The organism is Fibrobacter sp., assembly GCF_017545445.1.
Classification (GTDB): Bacteria; Fibrobacterota; Fibrobacteria; order Fibrobacterales; family Fibrobacteraceae; genus Fibrobacter.
On the sequence record NZ_JAFWOM010000149.1, the window covers coordinates 1 to 23,158 of the forward strand.

The 23,158-nt window shown below is 40.4% G+C and carries 38 protein-coding genes; 20 read left to right on the forward strand and 18 right to left on the reverse strand.

The window, feature by feature from the left end; translation table 11 throughout:
* Positions 1–453 precede the first annotated feature (453 nt).
* The 10 genes from IKG78_RS17510 to IKG78_RS17555 all read left to right on the forward strand — a co-directional run bounded on the left by IKG78_RS17510 (position 454) and on the right by IKG78_RS17555 (position 9,234).
* On the forward strand, positions 454–765 hold the full coding sequence (locus tag IKG78_RS17510) for a hypothetical protein (protein ID WP_290945879.1): 312 nt from the start codon (positions 454–456) through the stop codon (positions 763–765).
* A gap of 273 nt (positions 766–1,038) precedes the next feature.
* Positions 1,039–1,245, forward strand: a complete 207-nt coding sequence (locus tag IKG78_RS17515; RefSeq protein WP_290945881.1) for a hypothetical protein — start codon at positions 1,039–1,041, stop codon at positions 1,243–1,245.
* Between the two features lie 203 nt (positions 1,246–1,448).
* On the forward strand, positions 1,449–2,033 hold the full coding sequence (locus IKG78_RS17520; protein ID WP_290945883.1) for a hypothetical protein: 585 nt from the start codon (positions 1,449–1,451) through the stop codon (positions 2,031–2,033).
* A 3-nt stretch (positions 2,034–2,036) separates the two neighbouring features.
* Complete coding sequence (locus tag IKG78_RS17525) at positions 2,037–5,054, forward strand: hypothetical protein (protein WP_290945885.1); 3,018 nt, start codon at positions 2,037–2,039, stop codon at positions 5,052–5,054.
* Between the two features lies 1 nt (position 5,055).
* Positions 5,056–5,760 carry a hypothetical protein gene (locus IKG78_RS17530; RefSeq protein ID WP_290945887.1) on the forward strand — a complete coding sequence of 235 codons (705 nt, stop codon included), beginning with the start codon at positions 5,056–5,058 and terminating at the stop codon, positions 5,758–5,760.
* Entirely contained in the window at positions 5,757–6,362 is a 606-nt protein-coding gene (locus tag IKG78_RS17535; protein ID WP_290945889.1) for a zonular occludens toxin domain-containing protein, read from the forward strand. The genes IKG78_RS17530 and IKG78_RS17535 overlap by 4 nt, the downstream gene beginning before the upstream one ends.
* Before the next feature lie 213 nt (positions 6,363–6,575).
* Positions 6,576–7,763 carry a hypothetical protein gene (locus tag IKG78_RS17540; RefSeq protein ID WP_290945890.1) on the forward strand — a complete coding sequence of 396 codons (1,188 nt, stop codon included), beginning with the start codon at positions 6,576–6,578 and terminating at the stop codon, positions 7,761–7,763.
* Positions 7,764–7,885: 122 nt separating this feature from the next.
* Positions 7,886–8,665, forward strand: coding sequence for a hypothetical protein (locus tag IKG78_RS17545; protein ID WP_290945892.1), 780 nt, complete (start codon positions 7,886–7,888; stop codon positions 8,663–8,665).
* 3 nt (positions 8,666–8,668) lie between these two features.
* A complete protein-coding gene (locus tag IKG78_RS17550; protein WP_290945894.1) occupies positions 8,669–8,887 on the forward strand; it encodes a hypothetical protein in 219 nt (72 codons plus the stop codon).
* A 2-nt stretch (positions 8,888–8,889) separates the two neighbouring features.
* The gene (locus tag IKG78_RS17555; protein WP_290945896.1) at positions 8,890–9,234 is read left to right on the forward strand and encodes a hypothetical protein; all 345 of its coding nucleotides are present in this window, start codon (positions 8,890–8,892) and stop codon (positions 9,232–9,234) included.
* A gap of 411 nt (positions 9,235–9,645) precedes the next feature.
* Here IKG78_RS17555 and IKG78_RS17560 read toward each other — a convergent pair whose 3' ends face one another.
* From IKG78_RS17560 to IKG78_RS17645, 18 genes are all read right to left on the reverse strand, one after another.
* Positions 9,646–9,870, reverse strand: a complete 225-nt coding sequence (locus IKG78_RS17560; RefSeq protein WP_290945898.1) for a hypothetical protein — start codon at positions 9,868–9,870, stop codon at positions 9,646–9,648.
* 258 nt (positions 9,871–10,128) lie between these two features.
* Positions 10,129–10,317, reverse strand: a complete 189-nt coding sequence (locus IKG78_RS17565) for a hypothetical protein (RefSeq protein ID WP_290945900.1) — start codon at positions 10,315–10,317, stop codon at positions 10,129–10,131.
* A complete protein-coding gene (locus IKG78_RS17570) occupies positions 10,314–10,586 on the reverse strand; it encodes a hypothetical protein (protein ID WP_290945901.1) in 273 nt (90 codons plus the stop codon). Before IKG78_RS17570 ends, IKG78_RS17565 begins: the two co-directional genes overlap by 4 nt.
* Before the next feature lie 3 nt (positions 10,587–10,589).
* Entirely contained in the window at positions 10,590–10,790 is a 201-nt protein-coding gene (locus tag IKG78_RS17575; protein ID WP_290945903.1) for a hypothetical protein, read from the reverse strand.
* The gene (locus IKG78_RS17580; RefSeq protein WP_290945905.1) at positions 10,787–10,984 is read right to left on the reverse strand and encodes a hypothetical protein; all 198 of its coding nucleotides are present in this window, start codon (positions 10,982–10,984) and stop codon (positions 10,787–10,789) included. Before IKG78_RS17580 ends, IKG78_RS17575 begins: the two co-directional genes overlap by 4 nt.
* A 66-nt stretch (positions 10,985–11,050) precedes the next feature.
* Positions 11,051–11,647 carry a JAB domain-containing protein gene (locus IKG78_RS17585; protein WP_290945907.1) on the reverse strand — a complete coding sequence of 199 codons (597 nt, stop codon included), beginning with the start codon at positions 11,645–11,647 and terminating at the stop codon, positions 11,051–11,053.
* Positions 11,648–11,764: 117 nt separating this feature from the next.
* Complete coding sequence (locus IKG78_RS17590; RefSeq protein ID WP_290945909.1) at positions 11,765–12,121, reverse strand: hypothetical protein; 357 nt, start codon at positions 12,119–12,121, stop codon at positions 11,765–11,767.
* Between the two features lie 9 nt (positions 12,122–12,130).
* The gene (locus IKG78_RS17595) at positions 12,131–12,415 is read right to left on the reverse strand and encodes a hypothetical protein (RefSeq protein ID WP_290945911.1); all 285 of its coding nucleotides are present in this window, start codon (positions 12,413–12,415) and stop codon (positions 12,131–12,133) included.
* A 2-nt stretch (positions 12,416–12,417) separates the two neighbouring features.
* Complete coding sequence (locus IKG78_RS17600) at positions 12,418–12,588, reverse strand: hypothetical protein (RefSeq protein WP_290945912.1); 171 nt, start codon at positions 12,586–12,588, stop codon at positions 12,418–12,420.
* A gap of 134 nt (positions 12,589–12,722) precedes the next feature.
* A complete protein-coding gene (locus tag IKG78_RS17605; RefSeq protein WP_290945914.1) occupies positions 12,723–13,037 on the reverse strand; it encodes a SpoVG family protein in 315 nt (104 codons plus the stop codon).
* Between the two features lie 29 nt (positions 13,038–13,066).
* Positions 13,067–13,195 carry a hypothetical protein gene (locus IKG78_RS17610; protein WP_290945916.1) on the reverse strand — a complete coding sequence of 43 codons (129 nt, stop codon included), beginning with the start codon at positions 13,193–13,195 and terminating at the stop codon, positions 13,067–13,069.
* A gap of 79 nt (positions 13,196–13,274) precedes the next feature.
* Complete coding sequence (locus IKG78_RS17615; RefSeq protein WP_290945918.1) at positions 13,275–14,420, reverse strand: PcfJ domain-containing protein; 1,146 nt, start codon at positions 14,418–14,420, stop codon at positions 13,275–13,277.
* A gap of 199 nt (positions 14,421–14,619) precedes the next feature.
* The gene (locus tag IKG78_RS17620) at positions 14,620–15,078 is read right to left on the reverse strand and encodes a Cas9 inhibitor AcrIIA9 family protein (RefSeq protein WP_290945920.1); all 459 of its coding nucleotides are present in this window, start codon (positions 15,076–15,078) and stop codon (positions 14,620–14,622) included.
* 219 nt (positions 15,079–15,297) lie between these two features.
* The gene (locus tag IKG78_RS17625) at positions 15,298–15,606 is read right to left on the reverse strand and encodes a hypothetical protein (protein ID WP_290945922.1); all 309 of its coding nucleotides are present in this window, start codon (positions 15,604–15,606) and stop codon (positions 15,298–15,300) included.
* Positions 15,607–15,857: 251 nt separating this feature from the next.
* Positions 15,858–16,058 (reverse strand): hypothetical protein, encoded by a 201-nt coding sequence (locus tag IKG78_RS17630; protein WP_290945924.1) that lies wholly within the window; start codon positions 16,056–16,058, stop codon positions 15,858–15,860.
* The gene (locus IKG78_RS17635) at positions 16,055–16,201 is read right to left on the reverse strand and encodes a hypothetical protein (protein WP_290945926.1); all 147 of its coding nucleotides are present in this window, start codon (positions 16,199–16,201) and stop codon (positions 16,055–16,057) included. The genes IKG78_RS17630 and IKG78_RS17635 overlap by 4 nt, the downstream gene beginning before the upstream one ends.
* A gap of 60 nt (positions 16,202–16,261) precedes the next feature.
* A complete protein-coding gene (locus IKG78_RS17640) occupies positions 16,262–16,687 on the reverse strand; it encodes a hypothetical protein (RefSeq protein ID WP_290945928.1) in 426 nt (141 codons plus the stop codon).
* 145 nt (positions 16,688–16,832) lie between these two features.
* Complete coding sequence (locus IKG78_RS17645) at positions 16,833–17,420, reverse strand: hypothetical protein (protein ID WP_290945930.1); 588 nt, start codon at positions 17,418–17,420, stop codon at positions 16,833–16,835.
* A 258-nt stretch (positions 17,421–17,678) separates the two neighbouring features.
* On the opposite strand from IKG78_RS17645, the gene IKG78_RS17650 reads away from it, so the two are divergent.
* The 10 genes from IKG78_RS17650 (at position 17,679) to IKG78_RS17695 (ending at position 23,042) form a co-directional block, all read left to right on the forward strand.
* Positions 17,679–17,870, forward strand: a complete 192-nt coding sequence (locus IKG78_RS17650; RefSeq protein ID WP_290945932.1) for a hypothetical protein — start codon at positions 17,679–17,681, stop codon at positions 17,868–17,870.
* Between the two features lie 118 nt (positions 17,871–17,988).
* Positions 17,989–18,156: a hypothetical protein gene (locus IKG78_RS17655; RefSeq protein ID WP_290945934.1), complete on the forward strand. Its 168-nt coding sequence runs from the start codon at positions 17,989–17,991 to the stop codon at positions 18,154–18,156.
* A 127-nt stretch (positions 18,157–18,283) separates the two neighbouring features.
* A complete protein-coding gene (locus IKG78_RS17660; protein WP_290945936.1) occupies positions 18,284–18,523 on the forward strand; it encodes a hypothetical protein in 240 nt (79 codons plus the stop codon).
* A gap of 141 nt (positions 18,524–18,664) precedes the next feature.
* On the forward strand, positions 18,665–19,441 hold the full coding sequence (locus tag IKG78_RS17665) for a hypothetical protein (protein WP_290945938.1): 777 nt from the start codon (positions 18,665–18,667) through the stop codon (positions 19,439–19,441).
* A 2-nt stretch (positions 19,442–19,443) separates the two neighbouring features.
* Positions 19,444–19,761 carry a hypothetical protein gene (locus tag IKG78_RS17670; protein ID WP_290945940.1) on the forward strand — a complete coding sequence of 106 codons (318 nt, stop codon included), beginning with the start codon at positions 19,444–19,446 and terminating at the stop codon, positions 19,759–19,761.
* Between the two features lie 313 nt (positions 19,762–20,074).
* Complete coding sequence (locus tag IKG78_RS17675) at positions 20,075–20,290, forward strand: hypothetical protein (RefSeq protein ID WP_290945942.1); 216 nt, start codon at positions 20,075–20,077, stop codon at positions 20,288–20,290.
* Positions 20,287–20,517 carry a hypothetical protein gene (locus IKG78_RS17680; protein WP_290945944.1) on the forward strand — a complete coding sequence of 77 codons (231 nt, stop codon included), beginning with the start codon at positions 20,287–20,289 and terminating at the stop codon, positions 20,515–20,517. The genes IKG78_RS17675 and IKG78_RS17680 overlap by 4 nt, the downstream gene beginning before the upstream one ends.
* A complete protein-coding gene (locus IKG78_RS17685) occupies positions 20,514–20,705 on the forward strand; it encodes a hypothetical protein (protein ID WP_290945946.1) in 192 nt (63 codons plus the stop codon). Before IKG78_RS17680 ends, IKG78_RS17685 begins: the two co-directional genes overlap by 4 nt.
* Positions 20,706–20,709: 4 nt before the next feature.
* Positions 20,710–21,030: a hypothetical protein gene (locus IKG78_RS17690; protein WP_290945948.1), complete on the forward strand. Its 321-nt coding sequence runs from the start codon at positions 20,710–20,712 to the stop codon at positions 21,028–21,030.
* A gap of 137 nt (positions 21,031–21,167) precedes the next feature.
* The gene (locus tag IKG78_RS17695; protein WP_290945949.1) at positions 21,168–23,042 is read left to right on the forward strand and encodes a hypothetical protein; all 1,875 of its coding nucleotides are present in this window, start codon (positions 21,168–21,170) and stop codon (positions 23,040–23,042) included.
* Positions 23,043–23,158 lie beyond the last annotated feature (116 nt).

Genomic DNA, 23,158 nt, shown 5'->3' on the forward strand with positions numbered 1-23,158 from the left:
GCGAGTGTTTTACATTTTCGACCCAAATTTAGCAAAAAACGTGCCAATCATCAAACCATTAATTACGTTTAATAATGAAACGATTCGGTTAAACCCCTCACCCCTTTTTTTATATTTTAATTGCCGATAATGCGGATTATGCCGCATCTTTTCCTGTCTCACGAGCAGGATTTGCTACGTACTTTCCGATTCGTTCCCGCACCAGTCTATAAAATTGCAAGTGGGGAATAGTCTATGTCTTTCGGAAAGGCTTGTCTGCTTACATTGCTTGTCGCTATTCCCTTGGCTCTTGCAGTCGCGTTCGTTCTGCATTATTTGAGGTTGATGTTTTGAGTTTTTGGGATATCTGGACAAAAAAGTATAACGATTGCGGGGATTGCTGGGACTGCCCCGAACTGCCAATCTGTGTAAAAAACAAGTCCCGCGAAATCACAAATAACAGGAGAAATCAAAATGAAAGCTCTCATTCTTAACTTCCGCTCCTTCGAAGGTAAAAAGGAAACTTCGAAGGGCAAGCTCTTTTTGACGTTCGATATGTTCGACGTTGAAAAGAAGGTTCTTTACAATATCTTCCAGGATGCGGGAGATACTCTTCTTCCCGATGGTGTTATCCCTTCCAAGGAAGATGTTGAAAAGTCTTTCCCGCGCATTGCGGACCTTGAAACACGTATTGAACAGTTTGCTGGGCAGAACGGTCGTCCGTCATTCCGCTTTTACGTGGATGCCATTAAGAATTGGAAGTACGTTGATTTGAAAAAACTTTAACAAGGTTTAAAAAGCATGGTATGTAGGCTTGCGATAACTGCACTCGTATTGGCATGTTTCGGGTATGCCGAGGAAGTATCTTCATCTAGCGGATTCCTTGATTTGCCGGATACGCTGTCGCAAGAACTACAAAATGTCGCTGAAAGCGGTTTTTGGACGGGGTTCAAATTAGCTACTGCGGTTATGTTGGCTACAGGTGGCTTTAGTGTTGTGCTTCATCTCATTAATCGTGCTGCAGGGCGATAAAAACACAATCTCTAAAGAGGTAGAAATATGTTGAAAAAACTCATGGCAATTCCTGGCGTTATGGCTGTCGCATCCTTTGCAAACACTCCTACTCCTCCGGGTTGGTGGCCGGCGTCCGATCCGTCTTTTGACGGTGTTCTCTCCAAGGCCGCTCCTGTTGCTCTCGCAGTTGTCGTTGGTGTCGCTGGCGTCCGCGTGGTGATCAAGCTCATCAATCGTGGCGCAGGCAAGTAGTCTTGCATACCATGCAGTGGGTGGGCGGATCGCTTTGCTTTTCGCCCATCCTTATATCTTATGATTACTTTGGCGTTTGCAGTTAGCATTTTTTGGTCCGGAATTTGGACTTTGTTTGGCTTTACGGCTGGATGTTTCTTTTGGTATTTCATAATTAAAGAATTTTTATATTGATTTTGTTCACATCAAAAAGGCAGGTAAGTATGAACAAAACTCAAATTTTTCTTTTGGTTTCTATTTTTAGCGCTCTATCTTTTCTTGTGGGTCACAAGATCGGTGATGCTCGTGGCTATGAGGATGGTTATAATGAGGGCTATCGTTATGACTGCAAGGAAGAGATTGCTGCTATCTATAAGCAGGTCAAGGCTCAATCCAAAGCTCTTGAATATACCGATTCTACGATAAAGAAAGTTATGCACGTCAATGACTCCTTGATGCATAAGGAGTATTTTCAGAAACGTTATAATGACAGTTTGCGTCAGGCAAAAATAGATTCTCAAAATGTTGTCCGTTATGGTTCGTTTGCGAAGCGATATAATGACTCCATAGCCCGTTTTTTGGGCGAAAAGTACCCGACAAACTTTATTCTCGAAGATGGCCGTGTGAACGTGCTTATGTGCATGTCTCCTAGTAGTCCTTATGCAAATCTTAAGGAGTGTGATTGCTGGAGAAAGAATTCCAAAAAATCGGATGTCATGAAGTTTGGCCAGGCCATTGGTGAATGTGATGGTTATGCCCGTAACCGTTTTGATTCGATGAAGAAAAATCGCAAGAAAGGACGTAAGTAGAAAATGCGACAAGGAATAGGCATATATAACTGTATTAATCCCGGGCAGAATACAGCTCCGTCGATGGGGGTGCTTTTATTCCTTGTCGCCTTTTTCGTGTTTGTTGTCGATTCTTATGCCGTTTGTAATACATTGAATGTGGAAGTCGGATGTAGTGGTGGAAATTCGTCTTGTACTCGTGGGTGTCCGTCGCGTTTGTTGGAATCTTATAATGTTAGTGGGTCGGCAAGTGGTGTAGGTACAGGGTGTAACAATGGTGGTACAGTGACTTTTAGATGTGATGGTGATGCTGAGGGGGCTTTTGTTACTTCGTCACAATTTATTCAATCTTGTGTTGGTATGGACTTCTCAGCACGTGCGAACTTTGAGGTAACGTACTGTTCGGATCCTTGCGAAGCCCAGCAGTTGTTTTGCCAGCAACAGGGATTGGATTATGATCCGGATTCTTGCAAGTGCAAGATGCCGTGTCCTGCTAGTGTCTGTGATGCTCAGAAGTCGCTTTGTGAGGGTACATTGGAGGGGTCTTTTACTGGATCTTGTATTCGTGCTGGTGAGGGAGGTGAACCTTGTTGCATGGGATATTGTGATATTTGTAACGGTCCGGCAATGAAAAAAAATCAGGAAGAAATGACAGCCGCATGTTGTGCTCTTACGAAGGCTCCGCCTAAAATTGGTGATGTATGTATTCAACCTCTTGTGCCTTCTGCTCGGTGTGGCATGACGCAATCGAGATTTATAACGAATGGTGAAAACTATACGTGTCATGATCCAAATGGATCTGAAGAAATGATGAACCGTTATGTGGAGGAATGCTATGGTGGTTCGTCGTCATCTACAGGCTCTTCCGGTAGTGCTGGCGGTTCTTCGGGCGGTGGCGGTTCGTCCGGTGATGGTGGCGGTGGCTCGTCGGGGAACGGTACAAATTATCCGGAAGGATGTTCTGAGTGTCCTTGGCTTGACTCTGTACTTGATACGTTGACAGCGCAAAAGCATGTAGTCGAAGGAATTGCGACTTGTGTTAAATTTCCGTCGTTGTGTAGCCCAGATGCGTCCAATGAGACTATTGTCGAGATTGACTCGAGTATCTTGAATGGTGTCAAGGACTTGATGGATTCTAGTCTGGAATTGTCTAATGAGCAGATAGCCGAGCTTTTGAAGCTAGATACAAATGTCCTCAAGCTGTTGAAACTTGATTCGGCATCATTGAAATTTGATACTTTGATGCGTCTTGCTATTCTGTCTGTCGGTACGGATGTCCAGGGCTCTATTTCGGATCTTCAAACGTCTGTGGTTCACTTGAACGATTCTACGAGAAAGTGGCTACGCCGTCTTGCGGATTCTTTGTCTGCTCAGAATGACTCCAATCAAAAGTATTTGCAGGCTGTGGCCGATTCTGTCGGTATTACTGCGGAGTCCTTGAAGGTTCATTTGGATTCGATAAGGAATGCGATTCCTAAAGATATTCTCGATTCGATATTGAAATATCAGAAGGAAGGTATTAGGGATTCTATTGCTGTAAGTAATTTGTTCATATTTGATTCGATTATAGATACGACGGTTCATTATTGGAAAGAATTGATGTATAATGATTCTGTCCGTCATGATGAAAATAACGATTCTGTACGTTCGATCCATCAGGCTATAGATGCTCTTGGTTTTAATGTCGGGAATGCTTTGGGGTATGATGATACTGCGACAACGACTTTGCACCAGGATGTAATGAACTTGATTGTGATCGCGGATTCCAACAAAAAATATTTGCAGGCTGTGGCCGATTCTGTTGGTGTTTCTGCGGAGTCCTTGAAGGTGTATTTGGATTCTATAAAGAAAAAGATTCCTGTTGATGTTCTTGATTCGATCTTGAAATATCAGAAAGAGAATAATAGGGATTCGGTATATATAAGTAATATGTTCAGTTTTGATTCTATTATAGATACGACGGTTCATTATCTGAAAGAAATGATGCATAATGATTCTGTCCGTCATGAACAGAATCAGGATTCTTTAAAGGCTGTTCATAAGGCAATTGAGGCCGTGGGTTTAGATGTCGGTCAAGTCTTGGGATATGGTGGATCGCAAAATCTTCATAATGATTTGGTTGTCTTACGTGATTCTGTTGTCAAGTCTTTGAAGGCTTTGCGCGACAAGGATTCGTCTTATAGGGAAACTATGGCGGATACAGCTAGGGCGATTCATGATGCCATTAATGATATATCAAGGCGTATGGGTGATATACTCGGCTATGGAGATACTGCGACTTCCGATTTGCGTAGGGATATTGACGCTATGCGTGGTGATGTTAATACGTTCCGTGATTCTGTTTTGAAGTACTTCGGTGCTTTTGTTTCCGCGGATTCCGAGTATCGTGTAACGTTCAAGGATTCTGTTGGTTCTGTTCATGGAGCCGTTGATGGAGTAAAAGGTGCCGTTGACGGTGTAAAGGGTTCTGTTGATGGGATTTATTCAGAATTGCAGAAGGGGTCTTATGATACTAGTTCTGTCTATGATGGTTATTTGAGCGGTATAGATACGTCGGCTGTTGGTTTTGCTAATCAGTTGGGTACGATGTTGGGCGGTGCGTTGGCAAGTAGTGCTTATGAAGGAATTTTTGCTCCAGGTTCGGCAACTTCGTCCGGCAATTATACAATGATGAATTTGGATTCTGCTGCTACAGTTATGCAGCGACAGAATGACAGTGCTAAATCCGCTCTTGCGGATACAATGGAACAATGGTTCGATGAACTGCGTCATGATTTTGTCTTGGTGAATTTCGATTCGGCTATAATTGCTCCTTTGGGGGCTAAAGTCCCTAATACAAATACTTGCCCGGAAAATTGTTTTGTAATTAGGTTGTCTGAGATTGGTGGAATATTTGCTTCTATGCCGGATATGAATTGGGGGCTTTGCAAACCGGTTATCGGTCCTCTTAATGTGTTTGAGTTTATTCGTTTGATACTTCGTATTGTTACTGCTATGACTTGCGTTTATATTGGTTTGTGGTTTATATCGGGGAAGAAATAAAATGATTACTGCAATAAGTTGGCTTATTTTGCTTGGTCCTATCATAAAGGCTCTTGTAACAAGGGTTATTCCTAAGCTGCTGTCTAGGTTGCGTGGCGTTGGCGGTAAATTGACGGGGAATGCTGAAGGTCTAGGCGGGGGTGTGACTGTTTTGGGCGATTTGGCTTTGGGTGAAGCTGTCACTCGAACAGGTGCGATTGGTGCGGTCTTGCTTGTATTGACTAGGATTTGGGGATGGCTTTCTCGTTTTCCAGCCTTCTTGAAAGGGCTTTTTGACGTTGGTGGTGTATTTGGATTCTTGCGTCCTTTGTTAGAGTTTATTGTCGGCATGTTTAAAACTCCTGTGCTTGTTTTTTTTAGTTTGTTGATTTCTTCTTATTTTCCGACGATATTGGAAAAGTTCTTTTTGTTGGTTGGTGCTACAGGAATGCGTCTTTTCCTTTTCTTTTTCAAGATTGGAAAAAACGTTTTTACGTCTATGTCTTCTTCGATTGGCCAGAACGGGGGTCCATTAGATGAATATAGGGATGCTGTATTAGGTTCGTTTGATGAGTTGCCGCCATGTTTTGTTTCTGTTATGGGTTATTTGCATTTGTTGGAAAATTTAGGCATGTTGGTGACTACTGCGACTTTGCTTCTTCTTGTGTCTGTGTTTCGTGTTGTGTATGGATCCTTTGGTCCGAAACCTTTGGGGTGGTTCGCATGATCTTCGCCATTTGTGGAACTCCTGGCAGTTTTAAAAGCTGCTATGCGGTCGAAAAATTTGTTTTGCCAGCTCTTCGTGAAGGGAAAAATGTCTTTACGAACATTGAGGGCCTTTCTGTTACCCATATTGCGACTTATTACGATATGGATCCTATATCTGTTGAAGAGAATCTTCATGTTCTTGGCCGTGTCTATGATGATGATGGAACTTGGCATGAGGATCGCGACAAAATTCGCAAGTTCTACGAAGATTTGCCGATTAATTCTCTTGTTGTTATTGACGAAGCTCAGAACTATTTTTCGTCTCGCGACTTCAAGGAACAGTTTTCGAGCGACCTTATACCGTGGCTCACAAAGCATCGTCATATTGGTGTAGATGTTGTTTGGATTACGCAGAATATTGAATCTGTCGATATTACTTTTAGGCGGAATACGCATCTTACTTATGCTCTGAGGCGAGCTGAAAACATTGGTTTTAAGAATGCTGCGTTTATTACATCTTTGATCGTGCGGATTTGGATAGACGGCATTTGGCAAGAAAAATATATCGTCCGGATCCGACTGTTTTTAAGCTTTATTCAAGTTATCAAGAGAAAGATGTAAAGGAAAATCGTACAAGTTATAATGTTTTTCTTCGTTCTCCATTTGTTTGGCTCGCAATAATAGTATTTGGGTATGCTGGGTATATCATTTTGGATGGCAGTTTTATGTCGTCTATAACGAATTCCCATCCTCCTAAGAAATTGAAGAAAGTTGAGCAGGTGGAACAGAAAAATAATTTTAAACAAGAAGAGTCCAGGCAGGAGGCTGTAGTAAATGAAAGTGGAAAAATCTGTATCGAAAAGAGCCTTACGGTCCATGGTGAGCGAAGGTATTATCTATCTAACAATACTTTTGTTTTCGATCCAGCCGGCTTTGGCTTCTGTCCGTGAGGATGTTCGTTATTCATACGAGTATTCGGGCGTATTTACTTGGGGTGAGGTGATTACGTCTCTTTGTCGTGATGGTTGGTGCCGTACTCAACTACCGCGGGAATTCTTTGAAATGTCTGTGCCTATGAATGTGTATGAACAGACTTTTGATGATGCGTTCAAGGCTTTTGCTATGCAGGCAAAAGCTGACGGGTATCGCTTGTTAAAAAAAGGCAGGGATAAGCCTTATACGATTATTGCTGAAAAGGGCGTGACGGATCAGGTTGGTTATATATCGTGTGTTGATACAGCAGTTCATAAAGTTGATGTTATGGACTTGTCAAAGCATATTCATGCAGATTCAGTCAAGTGTGCCGCAAAACGTGCCATGTTGGATTCTGTTCGTCATTATGAAACTTCTGTGCATTATCCTGCCACTCGTTATCGTGTAAGTTTTTATGTTGTATCTTCTTCTTTTCTGAATCAGTTAGGGGTAGATTGGACCGAGGTTTTTTTGCAGGGTGATTTGAAGTCGGCTCCTAAATTAATTGCAGCGTGGTCGCTAAAGGCAGTATCTGTCAATGACACTACAGCTGAATTTAGGTCTATAGAGGTCGATTTGGATTCGTCAACTACACTGCATTGGGGAAGCCAGAGGAAAGAGGAAAAGGGGGTAGTAACGTATTCTACGGGCGTATCGCAGACGGATTACGAATGGCGGGATTATGGATTGACTCTTACCTTGCAACGTGATACGGTCGCTGGAGTTCGTGCTGAATATACTCTTGCCCAACGTGACGAAAATAATTCGGTTCTTCGCGGTGCTTTTGGTGGTGGTGGCCTTGATTCTGTAAGTGCTTGGGGTGTCTATGACTCTTATCAGTATTATGAACGGTACGTTCCTTTTCTTTCTTCAATTCCGTTATTGGGTTTGCTGTTTAAATCGGAGTCAAGGGATAAAGTCAAGAGTTTTTTTGTAATAGATGTATATCCGATTCCTCGTCATGTGCCTAATTCATTTAGCATACAAGATTCTCTTCGTCAACAAGATATAAGGGCTTACGAATATGTACAAGATTCTGCGAATAATTAATCTTTTTCTTTCGATTGTGAAAAAATTGAAATAATAAACCTACATACCTGCCCCCCGCCCCTCCGCCTTCCGGGAGGCTTTAGCCCCCAGGCGGTGGGGGCGGGGTTTTATGAGGTGATATAATGGATAGATTATCATATTCAACTTTTTCTGTGGCACGTGTTTTGATGGCATTGTGCGTTTTCTTTTGCCATGTTTTTGAACGTTTTAATGATTTCGGTTTTTTGTTTGTTGGTGTATTTTTCTTTATGTCGGGTTATGGTATGGAAATTACCCAAAAGCGTTATTTATCTTTAAAACGTTTGATTCCTTTTATATTTTATTTTATTTGGTTTTCTTTAATATACTTAATTTTGTTTCGTGTATTTGAGTATCCTTCTTCGTGGTTTTTGGTCATATATTTTTGTGTTATGGTTATTTATCGTTTTATACAAAATATTTATTTGCTTTTAGTTGTTTTTTTATTTTTTGCTTTAGTTTTGATGGGTTTAGGATTTAATTGGGGTTGGATGGCTTCTTATGGTGGATTTTTGTTTGGTGTTTTTTTTGCTCGTAATCGTTCTGCTTTTACTTTTAAAAATTGTATTTGTTTGGTTCCATTGTGTTTGATGGCTCCTTGGACTGGTTCTGTTGCTTGCTGGGTTCTTCTTCCAATTTTTTCATGGATTGTGTTGTCTGTATCATCTATTTCTTTTTTGAAGTTTTTATCTTATGCCGGTGATTATACTTTTTATTTTTATTGTGTTCATTGTGCTATTTTAGGTCTGTTTGGAGCGACTTGGACTTTGGGTGGTTCTCCTTCGTTGTTGCCTTGTGTTGGTGCTTTTTTTGTGTCTGTTTTTGTTTCTTTTTATTTGAAGGAATCTTTGTTTAATTATCCAAAAATTCAAAAGGCAGGTTGAATTATGCAGCTTTTAACAAATCTTGAATATAATCACAAACAGTACTGCATTTGTAAATTGCGTGCTGACTATGCCAATGTTTATATGATGTTGGTGGACCGTACTGAATATGGATCTACTTCTTTTTGGATCCGTGTTCATGAGTATTGGCTTCGTAAAGCGGCTTATTGGAAATCTTTAGGCATTCGAGGTTATCTTCAACGTGAGTATGAGGAGGCTTGATTATGCTCTGCTATGTCTTTAACGTTCGAGAATCTAAGTATCGTTCCAAACGTGACGATAAACAGCGCGATGGCTGGAATGTCTCTTTGATTTGTCTTGAAGGTTCAAAGTTCCATTTGGAAACTTTTATCGACAAGAAGGATGATGTTTTTTATAAGAAGGATGGAGCTGACCTTTCTAAAGTTTTTTCTCCGGGCTTTTGGGATGTCGATATTTACGAATTTGAGGTCCGTGGTGATAACGGGATATCCATGTATCAGAAGAAAATAATTAAGGTGTGCGCTCATCGTACTCTTGAGGATGCTAAATCCTATCTTGAATCTAAGAAAGTCGAGGTGAAAAAATGATTATTCGTAAAGTTTCAGCACCTTTTAAGGGTATTTGCCAACAATGTAAAAAGTGTACTTTGGTGTGTCTTTATCCTTATAATTCTAATCATTGGTTTGGAGTTTTGTGTAATTTTTGTTTTGAAGATTTTGATAATGCCATGGCTTTGTATCGAGACTATTATGAGGAAGATTATGACTGAGGAACAATATAGGGATCTTGATTATTGCATATGCCGTTATAATTGCTATTTTCCGTATAGGAAAAGAATTTCTCGTGGTGATGTTCTTGAAAAGTTTTTGAGCTCCATTTATCGTGATGATGGAAAAATTGACATGAATAAGTTTATCGCTTTAGTTCAAACGAAATAAAATCCTCTTCCAATAAAAAAAGACCGGGTTTCCCCGGTCTTTCTGTTTTGTTGTTTGTTTTTATTTTATTTTTCCATCTTGTATGTGATAAAATGCTTCTCCGTAGCATTCGTTTTCTTCGTCGTAATCTTCGTCATCTTCAACCCATACGTCAAAATCGAAGTTTGGGTATTTGGGTTTTATTCTTTTTTCGTATATATCTTTGATTGTTTCAAGATCATCTTGTTCACTGTCAAATATGAATTCGTTGTCCCATATTCTTATTGTGAAAATAGCTGTTTTCATGTTTATACTCCTATTTTGTTTTTGTTTAGCCATTTTTCCATTTTATCGTAATCTTCAATATAAAAATATTTAAAAGATAGTGAAAAAATTTCAAAAATTGGTCGATATACTTCGACTCGGCATGTTGTCCAAAAAGCTATATCGAGAACAAATTTATTGAAGTTTTCCCATGATATTTTGAAGTGCCTTTCGAGTTTTGTTTTTCCTTCGTAGTAAATGTGGATTGTATGTGTTGTGTCATTCATTTTTTTTCCTTTGTTAAAATTCCTCCGGGAGTATGCCTTGTTCGTTTAGTGCCATGTCTATGCAGCAGTTGCACAGGAGCATTTTGAGGTTCGGGTCGTTTGACGATTCGATCAGGTATGGAATGCGGATTCCTTTGCATTTGCATTTGCAATGTTCGCAGAATTCGTTTTTTGTTCTGAGAGGGGTGATTGATTTGATCATATTTTTTCTCCTTTATAGAAAATTTCCATGTCACTGAATTGTTTGTCAGTAATTTGAATGAATTTGATTGAACAGTTTTTTGGTGCGTTTTGTTTTATCCATTCAATTCTTTCTTTATTAAATATCCACATTGTGTAGGTATTCTTTATAATTTTACCTTGCCTGTAATTGAATTCTTTTTCGTATTTTCTTTTGAAAATTTTCCATTCTTTTGGGTCTTTGTGGTCAAAGAAAGCGATGGTCCATGAAAGTTTGTATTGGTTGAACATTTTTTATTTTTCCTTGTTTTTCATTTCTGTAAGTGTTTTTTGTACTTCGATTATTTTGCATTGTTCTCCAACGTATTCTACGTATTTTATTTTGTTAAGGCCATGAAAATGAGTTTGTTTACACCAGTTCTTTTCACCTTCGATTTTATCATAGTAATTTGAAAGAAGTTCTAGTGTTTTTGAAAGTATTTCTTTTTTGTTCATGGTTCTTTCTCCTTGTATTCAGGGTTTTTGAGTAAATTGAGAAGAAGTTGAAGTGTTTCAACTTCTCCGCTGTTTAGAACGTCTTTCATGACGTTTTCTGTTGTTAGGATTTTTGTAAGAGCGTTCTTGATTTCGTCGGCTCTCCATTGTCCTATTAATAGTTTGATACCGTATTGTGTGTCGATTGAATTCATTTGTTACCTCTTTTGTTGAAAAGAAAAATTCCTTCCTCACTTAGGATGGGGAAGGAATTTTCTCTTTTATCCGAAGGTTTGTTCGAATAATTCCGGGTATTTTCTGCATAGGCTGTTGAATCCTGTCTTGCTTATTATTACGTGGTCCAGTACGGGTATTTGTAGGATTTTCCCGGCTGCACATAATACTCTTGTTATTGATACATCTTCATCGGATTCGTGCGTGTTACCGCTTGGGTGGTTGTGTGCGAAAATTACGCTCACTGCACTGTTTAAAATCGCATTTTTGAATGCTTCTCTTGGATGTATTGGAACTTGATTTACTAACCCTTTGCAAATTTTATGGCAGTCGATTATATTGTTTGCACTGTTTAGTGTTATGCAGACAAAATTTTCTTGTTCTTCGTATTTCATCCAGGAAATTTTTGGAATGATGTCTTCTGGGTCTATTACTTTTATTTTCTCTTTTAATAGGAATCTGTTTGAAAGTTCGTAGCATGCCATTACTTTTTGTGCTGTTTGGAATCCTATTCCTTGGATGTTCAAAAGTTTATCCATGCTTGGAGTTTCTTCTTTGAAACAAAATTCGATTTTTCGGGCTAGTTCCTGGTTTCCTAGGATGCAACCGAGAATTTCAGTGTTTGTCCAGCTGCTTGCGTACATAGTTTGTCTTCCTTGTTTTGGTGGATGGGATTATCCGCCCCTCGTCTTTTTTGGGGCGGATAATTCCAATAAAAAAAGCACCACAGATTGCTCTGTGATGCTCTAGGAAGGTAAGATTTATTTAGCGTCTTCAAAGAAGTAATCTGTTTTATTGGTGAGCCGGCTTTTCAGTTCTTTGTCTTTGCACAGCTTTTTGAATTGCGTTTTAGTTGCGTGGATCCATAATTTTGGTTTGTAACCTATTGATCCGTCTTCGAAAATGTCGTGCAGCGTGAAACATGTGATTGTATCTTGTTTGTAGTTCCATTTGTCCCAGATGCTGACAAGTTCCTTGAGTCGTTCGTAGGTCATTGGCTGTTTCTCCAGTGGTTTCGTCCGGTAGGCCGATTGGCTTTTGACGATGAGTGTTGCGAGTTTGAAGATTGCATAGGCGATTGCAACCGTGATGAATGTTGAGAAGAATGTGCTTAACATAGTAATCTCCTAAAGGTGAGAAAAAAAGTTGCTCCAGATTTTGCCTTTGGATTGTCTGTTGTAGAGCCTGAAAACGGTAGTGAGTAGGAAGCAAATTTCGTCGTCGATTTTTTCATGGACGAGTTCTTTTGTATCTGCGGAGTGTTCGTAGTTGTCGTACCATTCAATCAGCGTATTCATCTTTTTTAGTGATTGAATTGTTGCATCGAATTGCATCTTTTCGAAGGTGTCAATCACGATTTCATCATCGTTGAGAAGGAATTTGATGATTTTTTTGCGAATTTTGTTGAACATGGTTAAACCTCCGATCCATCTTCGTTTGTTACTTCGTATGTTATTTCTTCCGGAAACATACTGCATTGTTCTTTACCCCAGCACTCGGCTTCGTCGTAGGAATCAAAGCTTTGTCTAGAGGTTCTGACAATTTCTTCCGTGTGATAGTCGAGCAGATTGACTCTGTATTTCATTTTTAACCTTCCTTTGATTTAGAGAGAGAAAACATTTTCGCCCTCACTTGTTAGGGGCGAAAATTTTTCTCAATGCTAGCAGAAAAGCCCGCACGGTAATTCCGCACGGGCCTTGATGTTTTGTAGGGGAAATTTTATGCGATGGCTGCTTGGTATTTTTCAAGCACGCAGTTTTCAATGTGTTCCCGGAGCTGTCTTGTTATTGGTGATACGAAGGTACGGAAATCATCGCCTTTATAGAATGGGTCATTAGGGTAGCTTACGAACAATCCATTTTCGCCGTCCATCACGCGGAGACCGCGAATCTGAATTTGGTCGTTGATGATTATTGTCGCGAGGGCTTTCATGTGGCCGAGTGCTGCCCCTTCTTTGAAGGGAAAGACTTGTACGTTCGTGATTGCCAGGCAGTCAAAGGCGGGGGAATTGTCGCGGGTTATGTTATTGCACATAGTATGTTCCTTTGTTTGATGTTGATTGGTTAAATTTCATCCTCGTTGTCGAGGTTTTCGGGCAGAAATTCTAGAAGGTCGTCGGGAATTTCTTCCACGTTTCTCCAGTCGAAACCGAACCTGCCCAATTCGTTGATTAAGTAATCTTTTTGACTCATGTTGAACCTTCCTTGTTAGGTTTTAAATTCAAGAAGGAAAAATCCTTCCCTCACCTTTAGAGGGGAAGGATTTTTTCTTTTAGGCGCATTTGCGGATGAATTTGTCCGTGAACATATCCAGGGCGATCCTTGCGGATTTGGGCGGCTTGATGTTCCTTTTTTCTTCGTTGCCGTAGAATTGCGTGAGTTTCATTTCTTTGCCGACGAATTCCGCTGTGGCGATCGGTTTGTCTTTCTTTTTGATGAACACGACAAGGCTTTTTTTGTCTATGACTTTTTGGATGTAGTCGTTTTTTACCAGGCACTGTTTGAGCGCGTCCGCTTGGTTTTTCCAGTCTTCGATATCGGTCGGTACATATACGCATAGACCGTTGAAGATGCCGGACCATCCTTTCACCTTTTTGATGGCGTTGATGTAAGCTTCGGCTTTCGCTTTTGCTTTCTCGATGTCGCGCAATTCCTCAATGGCCTTGATTTCCTTGAGCACCTTCTTTTCTCTGCGAAGGAAAGTGCTTTGATTCTTTGGCTGTGTCCAGTACGGGTCTTTGAGTCTTTCTGGAAAGTATCTCTTGAGCCTGTCTTTGTAAAGGGAGAAGTCGTAGAGGTTGACTTCATTTGCTTTCAGTGCCAGGTATTCGGGGTAGGTTATGCTTTTTTTTGTATGTAATCTGTACTCACGGTAGTCACTTGGATTGCAATTGTATTTCATCGCTCCCAGGATGTCGGGAAGCATGAAGTAGCATCTTTTTTCCCCGTGTTGGAGTGTGAACTTCACGATTTCTTTTTGGCGATCCTTTTTCATCTTGAAGAAGGTCTTGTTCATTGCGAGGTTCGGTAGGTTGAAGTTCAGCAGCAGTTCCATTTCGGGATGCTGTTTCCAGTGTTCAAGGATCTTGAAGGTGTCTTTCCGGAAGAAGTTTTCCATCTTCTTGCGTATGTACTTGAAATCGGGATAGAGCTTGAATATTGGTTCGAGTTCATCCGGTTTGGCAACTTCAAAGACGATGTTTGGCGTTTCTTTGCAGGCGTATTTGTAGAAATGTTCGGGCGTGCCAAACGTTTCGTAATGGTTGTAGATGGATCTGTACAGGTTCCTGCAAGACTTGTACCCGGTCATGTATTCACGGTACACGACGAATGGATCTTTGTGTTCTTTCGTGCATCCCAGTATTTCGTAGGCGGGAATTCCGCGTACTGTTGTTAGTCTGTCTGTGAATTTGTGCATGGTAGATCTCCGTTTGTAGGTAAAATTTTGTTCAAGGCGTCTACAAAATTTTTGTGATCTTGCAGTGCTTTGTTGTTGAAAAATCTTTCTTTGCTGTCGTTATGTTCTTTTCTTGCGACGCCTTCAAAAAAACGGTGTGCACCGTAATCTTGTAGGATATTTAAAAGGAGAAATCTTTTTGTGTTATTTGTGACCATTATTAGCCTCCCAGGATGTCGAAGATTGTTGTCTGTCCGTCCTTGTGTTCCCGCTTGTCGCGTTCTTCCTTTTCCTTTTGGATGCGGTATTCTTCCGCTTTGCGTCGGCTTTCTTCGATGCGGGCGTTGATGTCGGTTTCGAGTTCGGACGTGTCTTCGTCCTCTTCTTCGTCATGTTCAGGAACGATCTTGTTCGAGGCTTCTTCACGTGCTTTCTGTGCGGCCCTTTCTTGTTCTTCTTGGATGTTAATTCTTTCGTCGAAGTATTCGTGTGCCCAGTGAAATACGGTATCGTCCTTTATTGCGATCATGCTCTTTTGTTTTGTCTGTTCGGCTATGAATTTCGCTTGTCGGTAAAGGTACTTGATGCACCATTCCAGGTGTTCGGGATTGTACTTTTCCTTGAAAAGCTGGTCTTTTTCTGCCAGTTCGTCAAGGTATTGTTTGATAATTTGTTCCATGATGGACCTTCCTTTGTACGGGAGAGAGAAATTTCCCTCCTCACTTTTCATGGGAGGGAAATTTCGTCCAATAAAAAAAGCCACGCTTTCGCATGGCTTGGAATTATTTTCTTTTCTTGCCGTTCTTGTGACGTGGCTTTAGGCAATTTGCGAAGTCTGTAATTTTGATGAATTGGAGTGTGCGAAGAAAATGTATTACTTCTGTGAATGAATTATATGTCATTCTTCGGGTTCTCCAAATATTTTGATGTATTCATCTGTTGAACCGTAATCTTCGACAAACTTTTTGGCTTCTTCGATAGTTAGGGGAATGATTTTTGATCCTCCACATCTTGTATTGTTGCCGCAGTTGTGTGCATAAACGGTCATTGGTCCGCCTTCGCCGGCTTTGAAGAATTCGCCATTTTTCTTTTTATAAAGTGATTCGATGATATAATTAAAATCCGAGAAGTCGAGTCCGTTATTGTGGACGCAAACTTCTTTTGCTGTTTCTGTGTTGTACATTTTTCCGTTGATGATTTTACGCATGTTTTGTTTCCTTTTGGTTGAGTTTTTAATTGAAAAAGTATTTTATACATCCAACTTTGATATATTTGGCTTTTTCACCTTTATAATTGACATCTGAAATGTGTACTTTTCGTTTGACGAGTTTGTTATTGTCGGGATTTCGAACTACATATTCTTCGCCGGGAATGATGACGTAACAATCTTCATCCCATATTTCTTTTATTGTGTGTAAGAAAAATTTGTGTTTCATTTTTTTTCCTTTTGGTTGATTGTTAAATGAGTCCGTCCTTGAATTTTTTGATGGATGTTTCAAGGTTTTCAAGCCAGCACCACATTGAATGTCTGTATCGTTCGAATTCATTTGGATTTTCAAATTCGAATTCTTCTTCCGATTTGATGAAGTCCTTTGTCAAGTTGGTAAGTTCTTCCTGTGCGGTGAGAAGTGTGAGAATTTGGGAGTTTGTACTTTTCATGGTTGCGTTCCTTTTTTTTCTTCTTCAAAATGATTGATGAGGGCTTGACAAACTTCTATGTCATTTTTGATATATTGAAAGTGGAGTTCTTTCGTTGCTTTACTGTCTGCGTAGAATGCGATAATTGCATTTTCGTGGAGCATACGGAATCTTGAAATAAGATGTGTTGTAAGACATTGAAAGTCCATAGTTTTTTCCTTTGTTTAGAACCAGTCGTTTTTGTGGCATAGTGTCATGAATTTTTTCCAGGCTTTCGCCTTTTGGGCATCGGTTGCATGCGGAAAATATTCTTCTGCGGATGCTTTGCCGCCCATGCCAAACTGGGCTTCATGGTTAGAATATTCATCGACAAGACCGTTTATGATGTAGTCTTCTTTTTCGCGGAACTTCTTTTCGTAGCGATCCCAGTTATCCCAGAACGCATGGAAAGAGTCGATTCCTTTGGGCGACATGTAACCGCCACCGGCGACCTTGCACAGCATCCATTTGCCTTTTTTGGTCTTCTTCGCTTCGACTTTCATCAAGCCTTCTTCGAGCTGCTTTTCATTGAATGCCCAGAAGATAAAACGATTCCAGCATGCGTTGTTCATTGCGCGGTCGCGGATGATTTTGAAATGTGCGTAGTCCATTTTGAACCTTCCTTTTGGTTTAGGGGAGAAAACATTTTCGCCCTCACCCTTTGAGGGGCGAAAATTTTTCTCAAAAGAAAAAGCCACCACGGATTGCTCCGTGATGGCTCCAAGGAAGGTACGTGAGTACCGGAAGGAAAGATAGTTAATCAATTAGTCCATGGATGCTTCTGCCTTCGAGCTGGTAAGCGTATCTGTGGATGACTGGTATGTTGTCGGTCGAGTTTATGTATTGTCTTAGTGCGTTTGCCATCTTGCACAGGTCGTCGAAATGTTTTTGAAGATTGGCAAGTGTGTTTTCGTAACGTTCTTTTTCCTTCTTCAAGAAGTCGAGGTGTGGACCTTTTGCAAGTTCGAATATTTCTTTTGCCGAGATGTTGTTTGCATCCTTATTCTCGGGGTAGTTGATGTAATGATTGGTGGAAGCATGTAACCATTTGCAATTGCAAGGATCGTTCTTTTCCGGGATGGGGTAGAAGTCAAGATGTATGTGGTAACTTTGCAGTTCTACTTTGACGTACCGTCTTTTTTCTTCCTGTCCGCAGCGCTTGACCATGAAGTATTCGCCTTCGACAGTCCCGAAGTTGAGCGGGATGTTTACTTTTTCCGTTCCGTCCTTTTTCGGGAAGAGCTTGAGCCTTCCGATGTTGGTAATCATTTCGTTGAGAGTGAAGATTTCATTTTCAAGCTCTATTTTAATGTTGTTGAATGTGTTTTGCTTTGAGGAATTCATGTTTTACCTACCTTGTTTAGAGTTTTTGTTGCCCTCACCCTATGAGGGGCAACAGAAACTCCTACCGCATGCCTGTAAAAAGGATTATATTTGTCCTTGTAGTCGTTATTGACGTTGTAGTCGTTGTAGAGACCTTAAAACCTTCCTCTCTCGCACAGTTTTATGTGCATCGTGCGGTGTATATAAATCTGTGTGAGTACGGTTAACCCTAACAAAGGAAGGTCCAGCATGAAAAAAAGCAGGAAAAACCTAGCAGATATGGGAGAGTTATTCGGTAACACGAATATCGAGCCTGTATCGGGGCTGACGTCTAACGGAAGTGAAGTCTGTTCGGATGATAAATTTGAATGGAAAGAACTTCCTCAAAGACGTGTACTGCCTGTCATGACTGACTGGAGTCGGTTCTTGGAAGATCCGAGAGCTGTCTATCAGTTAGAAAAGACGGTCTAGCCAGCCTTGTGCGTGTGTTTTATAACACTCGCACAGCCTTACGGATAACAAAATGTAATGTTGTTCGTGAGCCTGTGCGGGTGCCAGGAAAGAAACTACAAAACAAGGAAGGTAAAACATGAAAATCAAAACTATCCGTTGTCCGTATTGCTGGAAACTTGTTCTTAATCCTTTCAATGTGTTTCCGATGCATTGTGAAGTTTTGGCAACAGGTGAACAGTATATAGAACTTTGGCATAAGGATTGCGCAAAACTTTATGCAGAAGAAATGGAAAGCGAAGATTAAACGGGTCTAACAACCTTGTGCGGGATAGAATTTCTCTACTCGCACAGCCTTACGGATAACAAAATGGAATGTTGTTCGTGAGCCTGTGCGAGTGCCAGGAACAAATCTTTAACAAGGAAGGTAAATCATGATTATTAACCATAAAAATCCGACAGCATCTCAAAAAGCTGCATTCTATTTCGAAAAGTATTCGTTCTGTAAGCGGGAGGTTGAAGAATGTAAATTTGGAAAGCCTGTAACGGAAGAAGAAGTTTTGGAATGTTTGAAGTTCAGATGGGAACAGACTGTAAAGTGGTATAGGGAAAAATACGAACAGGCTTATCGTTCGGAATTGACTCTTGAACAACTTTATATTCTTGATCATTAGGATTGAATAAGGTCTGACTTTTGTGCGAGTGAACTCTATATCTCACTCGCACAGCCTTACGGATAACAAAATGGAATGTTGTTCGTGAGCCTGTGCGAGTGCCAGGAAATTGGTTTTCACTTTAACAAAGGAAGGTAAATCATGAGAACCACAAACAAAACCCCCAACAAAATCAAGGAATACAAGGTAGTATTCTTTGCGGATGGATCCGAAATCGGAACGCGTGTCATCCAAGCAACCAAACAGCAGCTTTGGAAAAAGCTTAAGAATTGGATTGCCGTTGAACGTGATAACGGTCGCGAACATCCTCATTTCGAAATTACTGAAGTGGTACATTACAAGCCCTTGACAAGTCTTTTCTTGGACAAGGACAAGATTACTGCCGTTGGCAATCTTCTCAAGGATGTCAAGGCGTTGGTCAAGTCTTACGACAAGGAAGATTGCAAGTTTGGCCGTGCGCGTCGTATGGCTGTCGATATGTGGAATTCGTTGCAGAATGAATTTTACATGTCCGCCAACATCTGCGATAATACTGTCTGGAAATGGCAGGATGTTATCAAGGATTTCGACAAGACGGGTTACTTGTTTGACCGGGAACCTTGCGAACTCACCGAATGGACTAAGTACCTTACTGGGCTTTACATTCGTGATTGGGCTTTCGAGATTCTCAAGTTGATTAAGGACTTCAACCTTGATAATCAGGAACCTGCGTATGTGTCTAATTTCCAGCATGATTTTATGTCTGTGAAGAACAAGGAACAGTTTTATTCCACCGTCCTCAAGTGGACCGATCTTATTTATTGGTCTCCTTGGAAGTTGGAATTTCTGAAAAACTCCGTTCCGCAGCCGCTTAACATGCACTGGGAAGATGATTTCAACGAAGATGTTTTTGATACCTTTAACCAGGAGGAGGTATAGTTATGTTGACCGAACAGAATAAGCAGCTCTTTACTAAATTGGGTCTTCCTCTTTATGATGAAGATGAAGAAACGGAACTTCCTTTTGAAGAAGATGAACTTTCGAAAGAAGAATGTTTCGCCATGTGTCGGACTACTTATAATGTGCTTAAAGATGCAGGATGCGGACCATATACTTTGTTTAAGTTCAAGGAAGAATGTAATTCCCTTGCTCGACAACATAAGGACTGGAAAGCATATTATGCTCATTGTGCTAAGTACATTGAATATGAAGTAAGAAAAGGTCAAAGTAGAAGTAATTACAAGCGTTTGAATTATTAAAATGTGTAACAAGTGAGAGCCAAAAACTCTCACTTTATTTTTTTTTATTTTTTCTCTTGACAATTATATAATTTCTATATATATTCTATATAACTCAAAAGGAGAAAAACGATGATAGATAAAAATCGAAATCATTGGTATGTTTATAAGTGTCTCGGGTGTGGAGTTATGAGTTATGCCAATTTCTTTAAGCGGCATAGGTTGGGTTATGAGTATGTTGAAAAGTGCCGTTTTAAGTGCTCGTTGATGATGCCGGATGGCCAGTGTGCTTATACGAAACATCAGATTGTCGGTATTTTAAGGAGTTGTATTCATGAATAGGAAATATATTTTGTCGATTGATTCAGAAAAGATGAAGAAATGTCATGATTTGTATTATGATGAAGCTGGCGTAATGCTGTCGGATTCCATAATGATTGATCATTTGATGACTTTCTATATTATTTCTAAAAGTTCGCCGGAAGAAGGAAAAGAAGTTATGTTGCATGAGATTGAGGAAATGATTGAAAAGTTGAAGGTAAAAAAATGAAGAAAATTCTTGTGAATGTCAATGAGGAAAATCTTGAGCTTGTTCGTGAACAGTGGAGAGGAGTTCGTGGCTACCGTTTGTCAAATAGTGACATTGTGAATGAGCTTTTGGCAAAAGAAGTCATGTTGAAGGTTTTGAAACAGGCTCGGTTTACAAGTACCCCGTCAAAAGAAAAGCGTACTTCGTTAAGGACTCTTATGGATGCATATAAGGAGCAAGCGAAATGACGAAAATTGTTTGGGTTGCGGAGTATCAGGCGAATGACGGTTGTTATCATAGGGAGATAACGAATGAATATCCCAACCATCCATATTGTTTAGATTTGAATGGCAAAAGATATTTTTTCTTTCGTTTTTTACCGAGAAGAGAAAATGAAAATGGCGAATTGGAACCTTTTTATCCGTGGAGGGGTTAATTGAATGATTACTAAGCATGGTATAGAAATAACTTTTATGGACCGTGTAAGATGGTGGTGGGATGGCGACCATGATGTATTGATGTTCTTCGGTCTGTTATTGTGTTCTGTTGTGTTGTGTATTGCTATTGCCATTGCGATTGCTTATCCGCTCGGTAAGTGTGAGTGTCGTGCGAAAGCGGAAAAACAGGGTTTCGAGTGGTCTTATGGCTTGTTCGAGGGTTGCATGATTAAGGTTGACGATGGTTGGCTTGATTATAATAAATGGATAGGGGTTACAAAAGAGCATAAGACTCGTCATGTTCCTATGAGGATGATTAAATGAAAATAAAATTTTACAAACTTGGCAAAATTTCGGTGTCCAAAGGGGGGTGCCAGTAGCACCCCCTTTGGTAGAATTTTTTTCTATTTTTTTTAGTGAAAGTATTGCTTTTTTCTTTTTTGGTAAGTATATTTTAAGCGATGGTTGAGAATAATAACACAAAGACCCGGTTTCGTAAGTTTACAGGCTATGAGCTTGTGGATTTGCCGAATGACGATGTATTGTCGTTTACGTCCTTGGATGGTGATCCTACGGATTATGATGGCGATGTGGACTTGTGTACTCCGCTTGATTCCGAAAAAGTCCAAAAGAGAAGGGAAAAATCGAAGTCAAGGGAAATTTTCTATGCCATTGTTGATGTTCGCGATGGATCTTCCATTGAAAAGGTTTCTGCGGCTGACAAGGAATTATTTTTCGATGCCTGCAAGGATAGTGAACGGCAGAATTTTATTGTTATTGAACGCGACTTAGGCCGTAAATCTACGGATAAGCGTTTTACGTTAAAGAACAAGCGTACTGGCAAGCGTGTAGAGGATATATCGCGTAAAGAGTTGCAGCAGTTCGTGGATCATGTTTCGTCATCGCAGATGGCGGAATATGATGTAGTCAAGCTGAAACAGGAAGAAGTGTACGAAGGGGAGAATCGTCCAAAGAAAAAATCGAGGGTAACGGGCGAATTCAAGTCGCATCGAAACGACAAAAAATTCAAGCTTTCAGATTGTGTCGAAGTAGATAGCGAGAACTCAACCAGAGATGTCGCCGTGTTACCCTCGTACTCTTCCGAGCTTGATACCGTGCGCGTATATTTTGACTGCGGTGATTTGATTGATATTGATACCTTTTTGCCCATGTCTGCGACGAAAACGGTCTATCTGTGCGATCGTAATGTGGGCGGTGAAATCAACAAGGAAAAGACGTTCTATCGTAGTGAATTTGCATGCTCCTGGTATGGCAAGATGCAGATTACGCGTGAGCAACGTAGATGGGGCAAGAATGGCATGTACTCGCAAGATGTGCTTTCGTTTGAGTATTCCGTTGCCAAGTGGTACAATTTCACAAACGGCATCAATAGCGGGATAGAGCCTTCTGCAGAAAATCTGCTTTATCCTTGTGTCCAGGCCATGTGTGCTTACGATCTTGATTGCTTTGCCTGGTCTAGTTCTTGTACTATGGACACTATCATCGACCAGTTCTACAAGAAAGCTGAAATTAGACGATTTGACTTGAGCATGAACTTTAAGACTTGCAGCGGTCTCTGCAAACCTCGCGATTACGTGAATATGCTATCCCGTTGCCGTGTGAATCGCCAGGGGTCTATTTGTGAAGATAAAGAAAATCCGATTAAAGGCTCTATTTCTTGGGGAACACCGAAAAGCCCTTATCGCGTGATTGTCTATGACAAGGAAGCCGAACAGAAACGTTATTATTCGATGAAGGATGGCCGTAAACCATTGATTTGGTTCGAGGACGAAAAAGGAAACAAGTTTAAAACACAAAACTCCGAAGGAACACTGAAAGAGAAAGTGTACGATTTCGACGAAAAACGTAAAAATTTCTATAATGCTAACAAGGAAAAGTTTGAAGGTGTTTTTCGTTACGAAGTGCAGTTCAATACTAAATTTATGCAGGAGAATAAGCTCATGACTCAAGGAAAAGACAATATAGACAACGTGCTCCGCATCGGTCAGATCTATTGGCGGGATATCCTTAACCGATTTGATGAACAGATTGGACGCACTAACTTTGAAAATACGAAAGAGCGTGAAGGTCTTGCTATCGTCCTGGACAAGCTTTCAAGCATGAAGGAAAACGGTACGATATCCCGGACCGTCTATTCCAACATGTTTACGTTTGTTACTGAGTGCATGTATCGCCGATGGGATGTGGTACGTGATGAAATGGGTAAAGACCTTTTCTCACGTAAATACCAGTGGTGCAAGAAAAATTTGAATTATGACGTTAAGATTGAATGTCCGAAGACTGCGGACGGATTGCCGATAATGCGGATTATGTAAACTAAAGTCACTTTTGAGATTTTTCTTTTGTTAAATAAATATTTATCATAAGTTGTACATTTTCATCAAGGTGTTTTAGTGTTTTTTCGGTATTTCTAAATGTAGAAGCCAAAGAC

Coding starts and splice junctions, on each gene's coding strand:
- IKG78_RS17520 (WP_290945883.1), top strand. CDS start 1,449: ATGAACAAAACTCAAATTTTTCTTTTGGTTTCTATTTTTAGCGCTCTA.
- IKG78_RS17560 (WP_290945898.1), bottom strand. CDS start 9,870: ATGAAAACAGCTATTTTCACAATAAGAATATGGGACAACGAATTCATA.
- IKG78_RS17565 (WP_290945900.1), bottom strand. CDS start 10,317: ATGATCAAATCAATCACCCCTCTCAGAACAAAAAACGAATTCTGCGAA.
- IKG78_RS17680 (WP_290945944.1), top strand. CDS start 20,287: ATGAAGAAAATTCTTGTGAATGTCAATGAGGAAAATCTTGAGCTTGTT.
- IKG78_RS17570 (WP_290945901.1), bottom strand. CDS start 10,586: ATGTTCAACCAATACAAACTTTCATGGACCATCGCTTTCTTTGACCAC.
- IKG78_RS17540 (WP_290945890.1), top strand. CDS start 6,576: ATGAAAGTGGAAAAATCTGTATCGAAAAGAGCCTTACGGTCCATGGTG.
- IKG78_RS17595 (WP_290945911.1), bottom strand. CDS start 12,415: ATGTTCAACAAAATTCGCAAAAAAATCATCAAATTCCTTCTCAACGAT.
- IKG78_RS17670 (WP_290945940.1), top strand. CDS start 19,444: ATGTTGACCGAACAGAATAAGCAGCTCTTTACTAAATTGGGTCTTCCT.
- IKG78_RS17625 (WP_290945922.1), bottom strand. CDS start 15,606: ATGCGTAAAATCATCAACGGAAAAATGTACAACACAGAAACAGCAAAA.
- IKG78_RS17640 (WP_290945928.1), bottom strand. CDS start 16,687: ATGGACTACGCACATTTCAAAATCATCCGCGACCGCGCAATGAACAAC.
- IKG78_RS17580 (WP_290945905.1), bottom strand. CDS start 10,984: ATGAATTCAATCGACACACAATACGGTATCAAACTATTAATAGGACAA.
- IKG78_RS17515 (WP_290945881.1), top strand. CDS start 1,039: ATGTTGAAAAAACTCATGGCAATTCCTGGCGTTATGGCTGTCGCATCC.
- IKG78_RS17685 (WP_290945946.1), top strand. CDS start 20,514: ATGACGAAAATTGTTTGGGTTGCGGAGTATCAGGCGAATGACGGTTGT.
- IKG78_RS17525 (WP_290945885.1), top strand. CDS start 2,037: ATGCGACAAGGAATAGGCATATATAACTGTATTAATCCCGGGCAGAAT.
- IKG78_RS17630 (WP_290945924.1), bottom strand. CDS start 16,058: ATGAAAAGTACAAACTCCCAAATTCTCACACTTCTCACCGCACAGGAA.
- IKG78_RS17615 (WP_290945918.1), bottom strand. CDS start 14,420: ATGCACAAATTCACAGACAGACTAACAACAGTACGCGGAATTCCCGCC.
- IKG78_RS17535 (WP_290945889.1), top strand. CDS start 5,757: ATGATCTTCGCCATTTGTGGAACTCCTGGCAGTTTTAAAAGCTGCTAT.
- IKG78_RS17550 (WP_290945894.1), top strand. CDS start 8,669: ATGCAGCTTTTAACAAATCTTGAATATAATCACAAACAGTACTGCATT.
- IKG78_RS17585 (WP_290945907.1), bottom strand. CDS start 11,647: ATGTACGCAAGCAGCTGGACAAACACTGAAATTCTCGGTTGCATCCTA.
- IKG78_RS17590 (WP_290945909.1), bottom strand. CDS start 12,121: ATGTTAAGCACATTCTTCTCAACATTCATCACGGTTGCAATCGCCTAT.
- IKG78_RS17635 (WP_290945926.1), bottom strand. CDS start 16,201: ATGCTCCACGAAAATGCAATTATCGCATTCTACGCAGACAGTAAAGCA.
- IKG78_RS17655 (WP_290945934.1), top strand. CDS start 17,989: ATGAAAATCAAAACTATCCGTTGTCCGTATTGCTGGAAACTTGTTCTT.
- IKG78_RS17545 (WP_290945892.1), top strand. CDS start 7,886: ATGGATAGATTATCATATTCAACTTTTTCTGTGGCACGTGTTTTGATG.
- IKG78_RS17605 (WP_290945914.1), bottom strand. CDS start 13,037: ATGTGCAATAACATAACCCGCGACAATTCCCCCGCCTTTGACTGCCTG.
- IKG78_RS17575 (WP_290945903.1), bottom strand. CDS start 10,790: ATGAACAAAAAAGAAATACTTTCAAAAACACTAGAACTTCTTTCAAAT.
- IKG78_RS17675 (WP_290945942.1), top strand. CDS start 20,075: ATGAATAGGAAATATATTTTGTCGATTGATTCAGAAAAGATGAAGAAA.
- IKG78_RS17530 (WP_290945887.1), top strand. CDS start 5,056: ATGATTACTGCAATAAGTTGGCTTATTTTGCTTGGTCCTATCATAAAG.
- IKG78_RS17610 (WP_290945916.1), bottom strand. CDS start 13,195: ATGAGTCAAAAAGATTACTTAATCAACGAATTGGGCAGGTTCGGTTTC.
- IKG78_RS17620 (WP_290945920.1), bottom strand. CDS start 15,078: ATGGAACAAATTATCAAACAATACCTTGACGAACTGGCAGAAAAAGAC.
- IKG78_RS17645 (WP_290945930.1), bottom strand. CDS start 17,420: ATGAATTCCTCAAAGCAAAACACATTCAACAACATTAAAATAGAGCTT.
- IKG78_RS17510 (WP_290945879.1), top strand. CDS start 454: ATGAAAGCTCTCATTCTTAACTTCCGCTCCTTCGAAGGTAAAAAGGAA.
- IKG78_RS17555 (WP_290945896.1), top strand. CDS start 8,890: ATGCTCTGCTATGTCTTTAACGTTCGAGAATCTAAGTATCGTTCCAAA.
- IKG78_RS17690 (WP_290945948.1), top strand. CDS start 20,710: ATGATTACTAAGCATGGTATAGAAATAACTTTTATGGACCGTGTAAGA.
- IKG78_RS17660 (WP_290945936.1), top strand. CDS start 18,284: ATGATTATTAACCATAAAAATCCGACAGCATCTCAAAAAGCTGCATTC.
- IKG78_RS17600 (WP_290945912.1), bottom strand. CDS start 12,588: ATGAAATACAGAGTCAATCTGCTCGACTATCACACGGAAGAAATTGTC.
- IKG78_RS17695 (WP_290945949.1), top strand. CDS start 21,168: ATGGTTGAGAATAATAACACAAAGACCCGGTTTCGTAAGTTTACAGGC.
- IKG78_RS17650 (WP_290945932.1), top strand. CDS start 17,679: ATGGGAGAGTTATTCGGTAACACGAATATCGAGCCTGTATCGGGGCTG.
- IKG78_RS17665 (WP_290945938.1), top strand. CDS start 18,665: ATGAGAACCACAAACAAAACCCCCAACAAAATCAAGGAATACAAGGTA.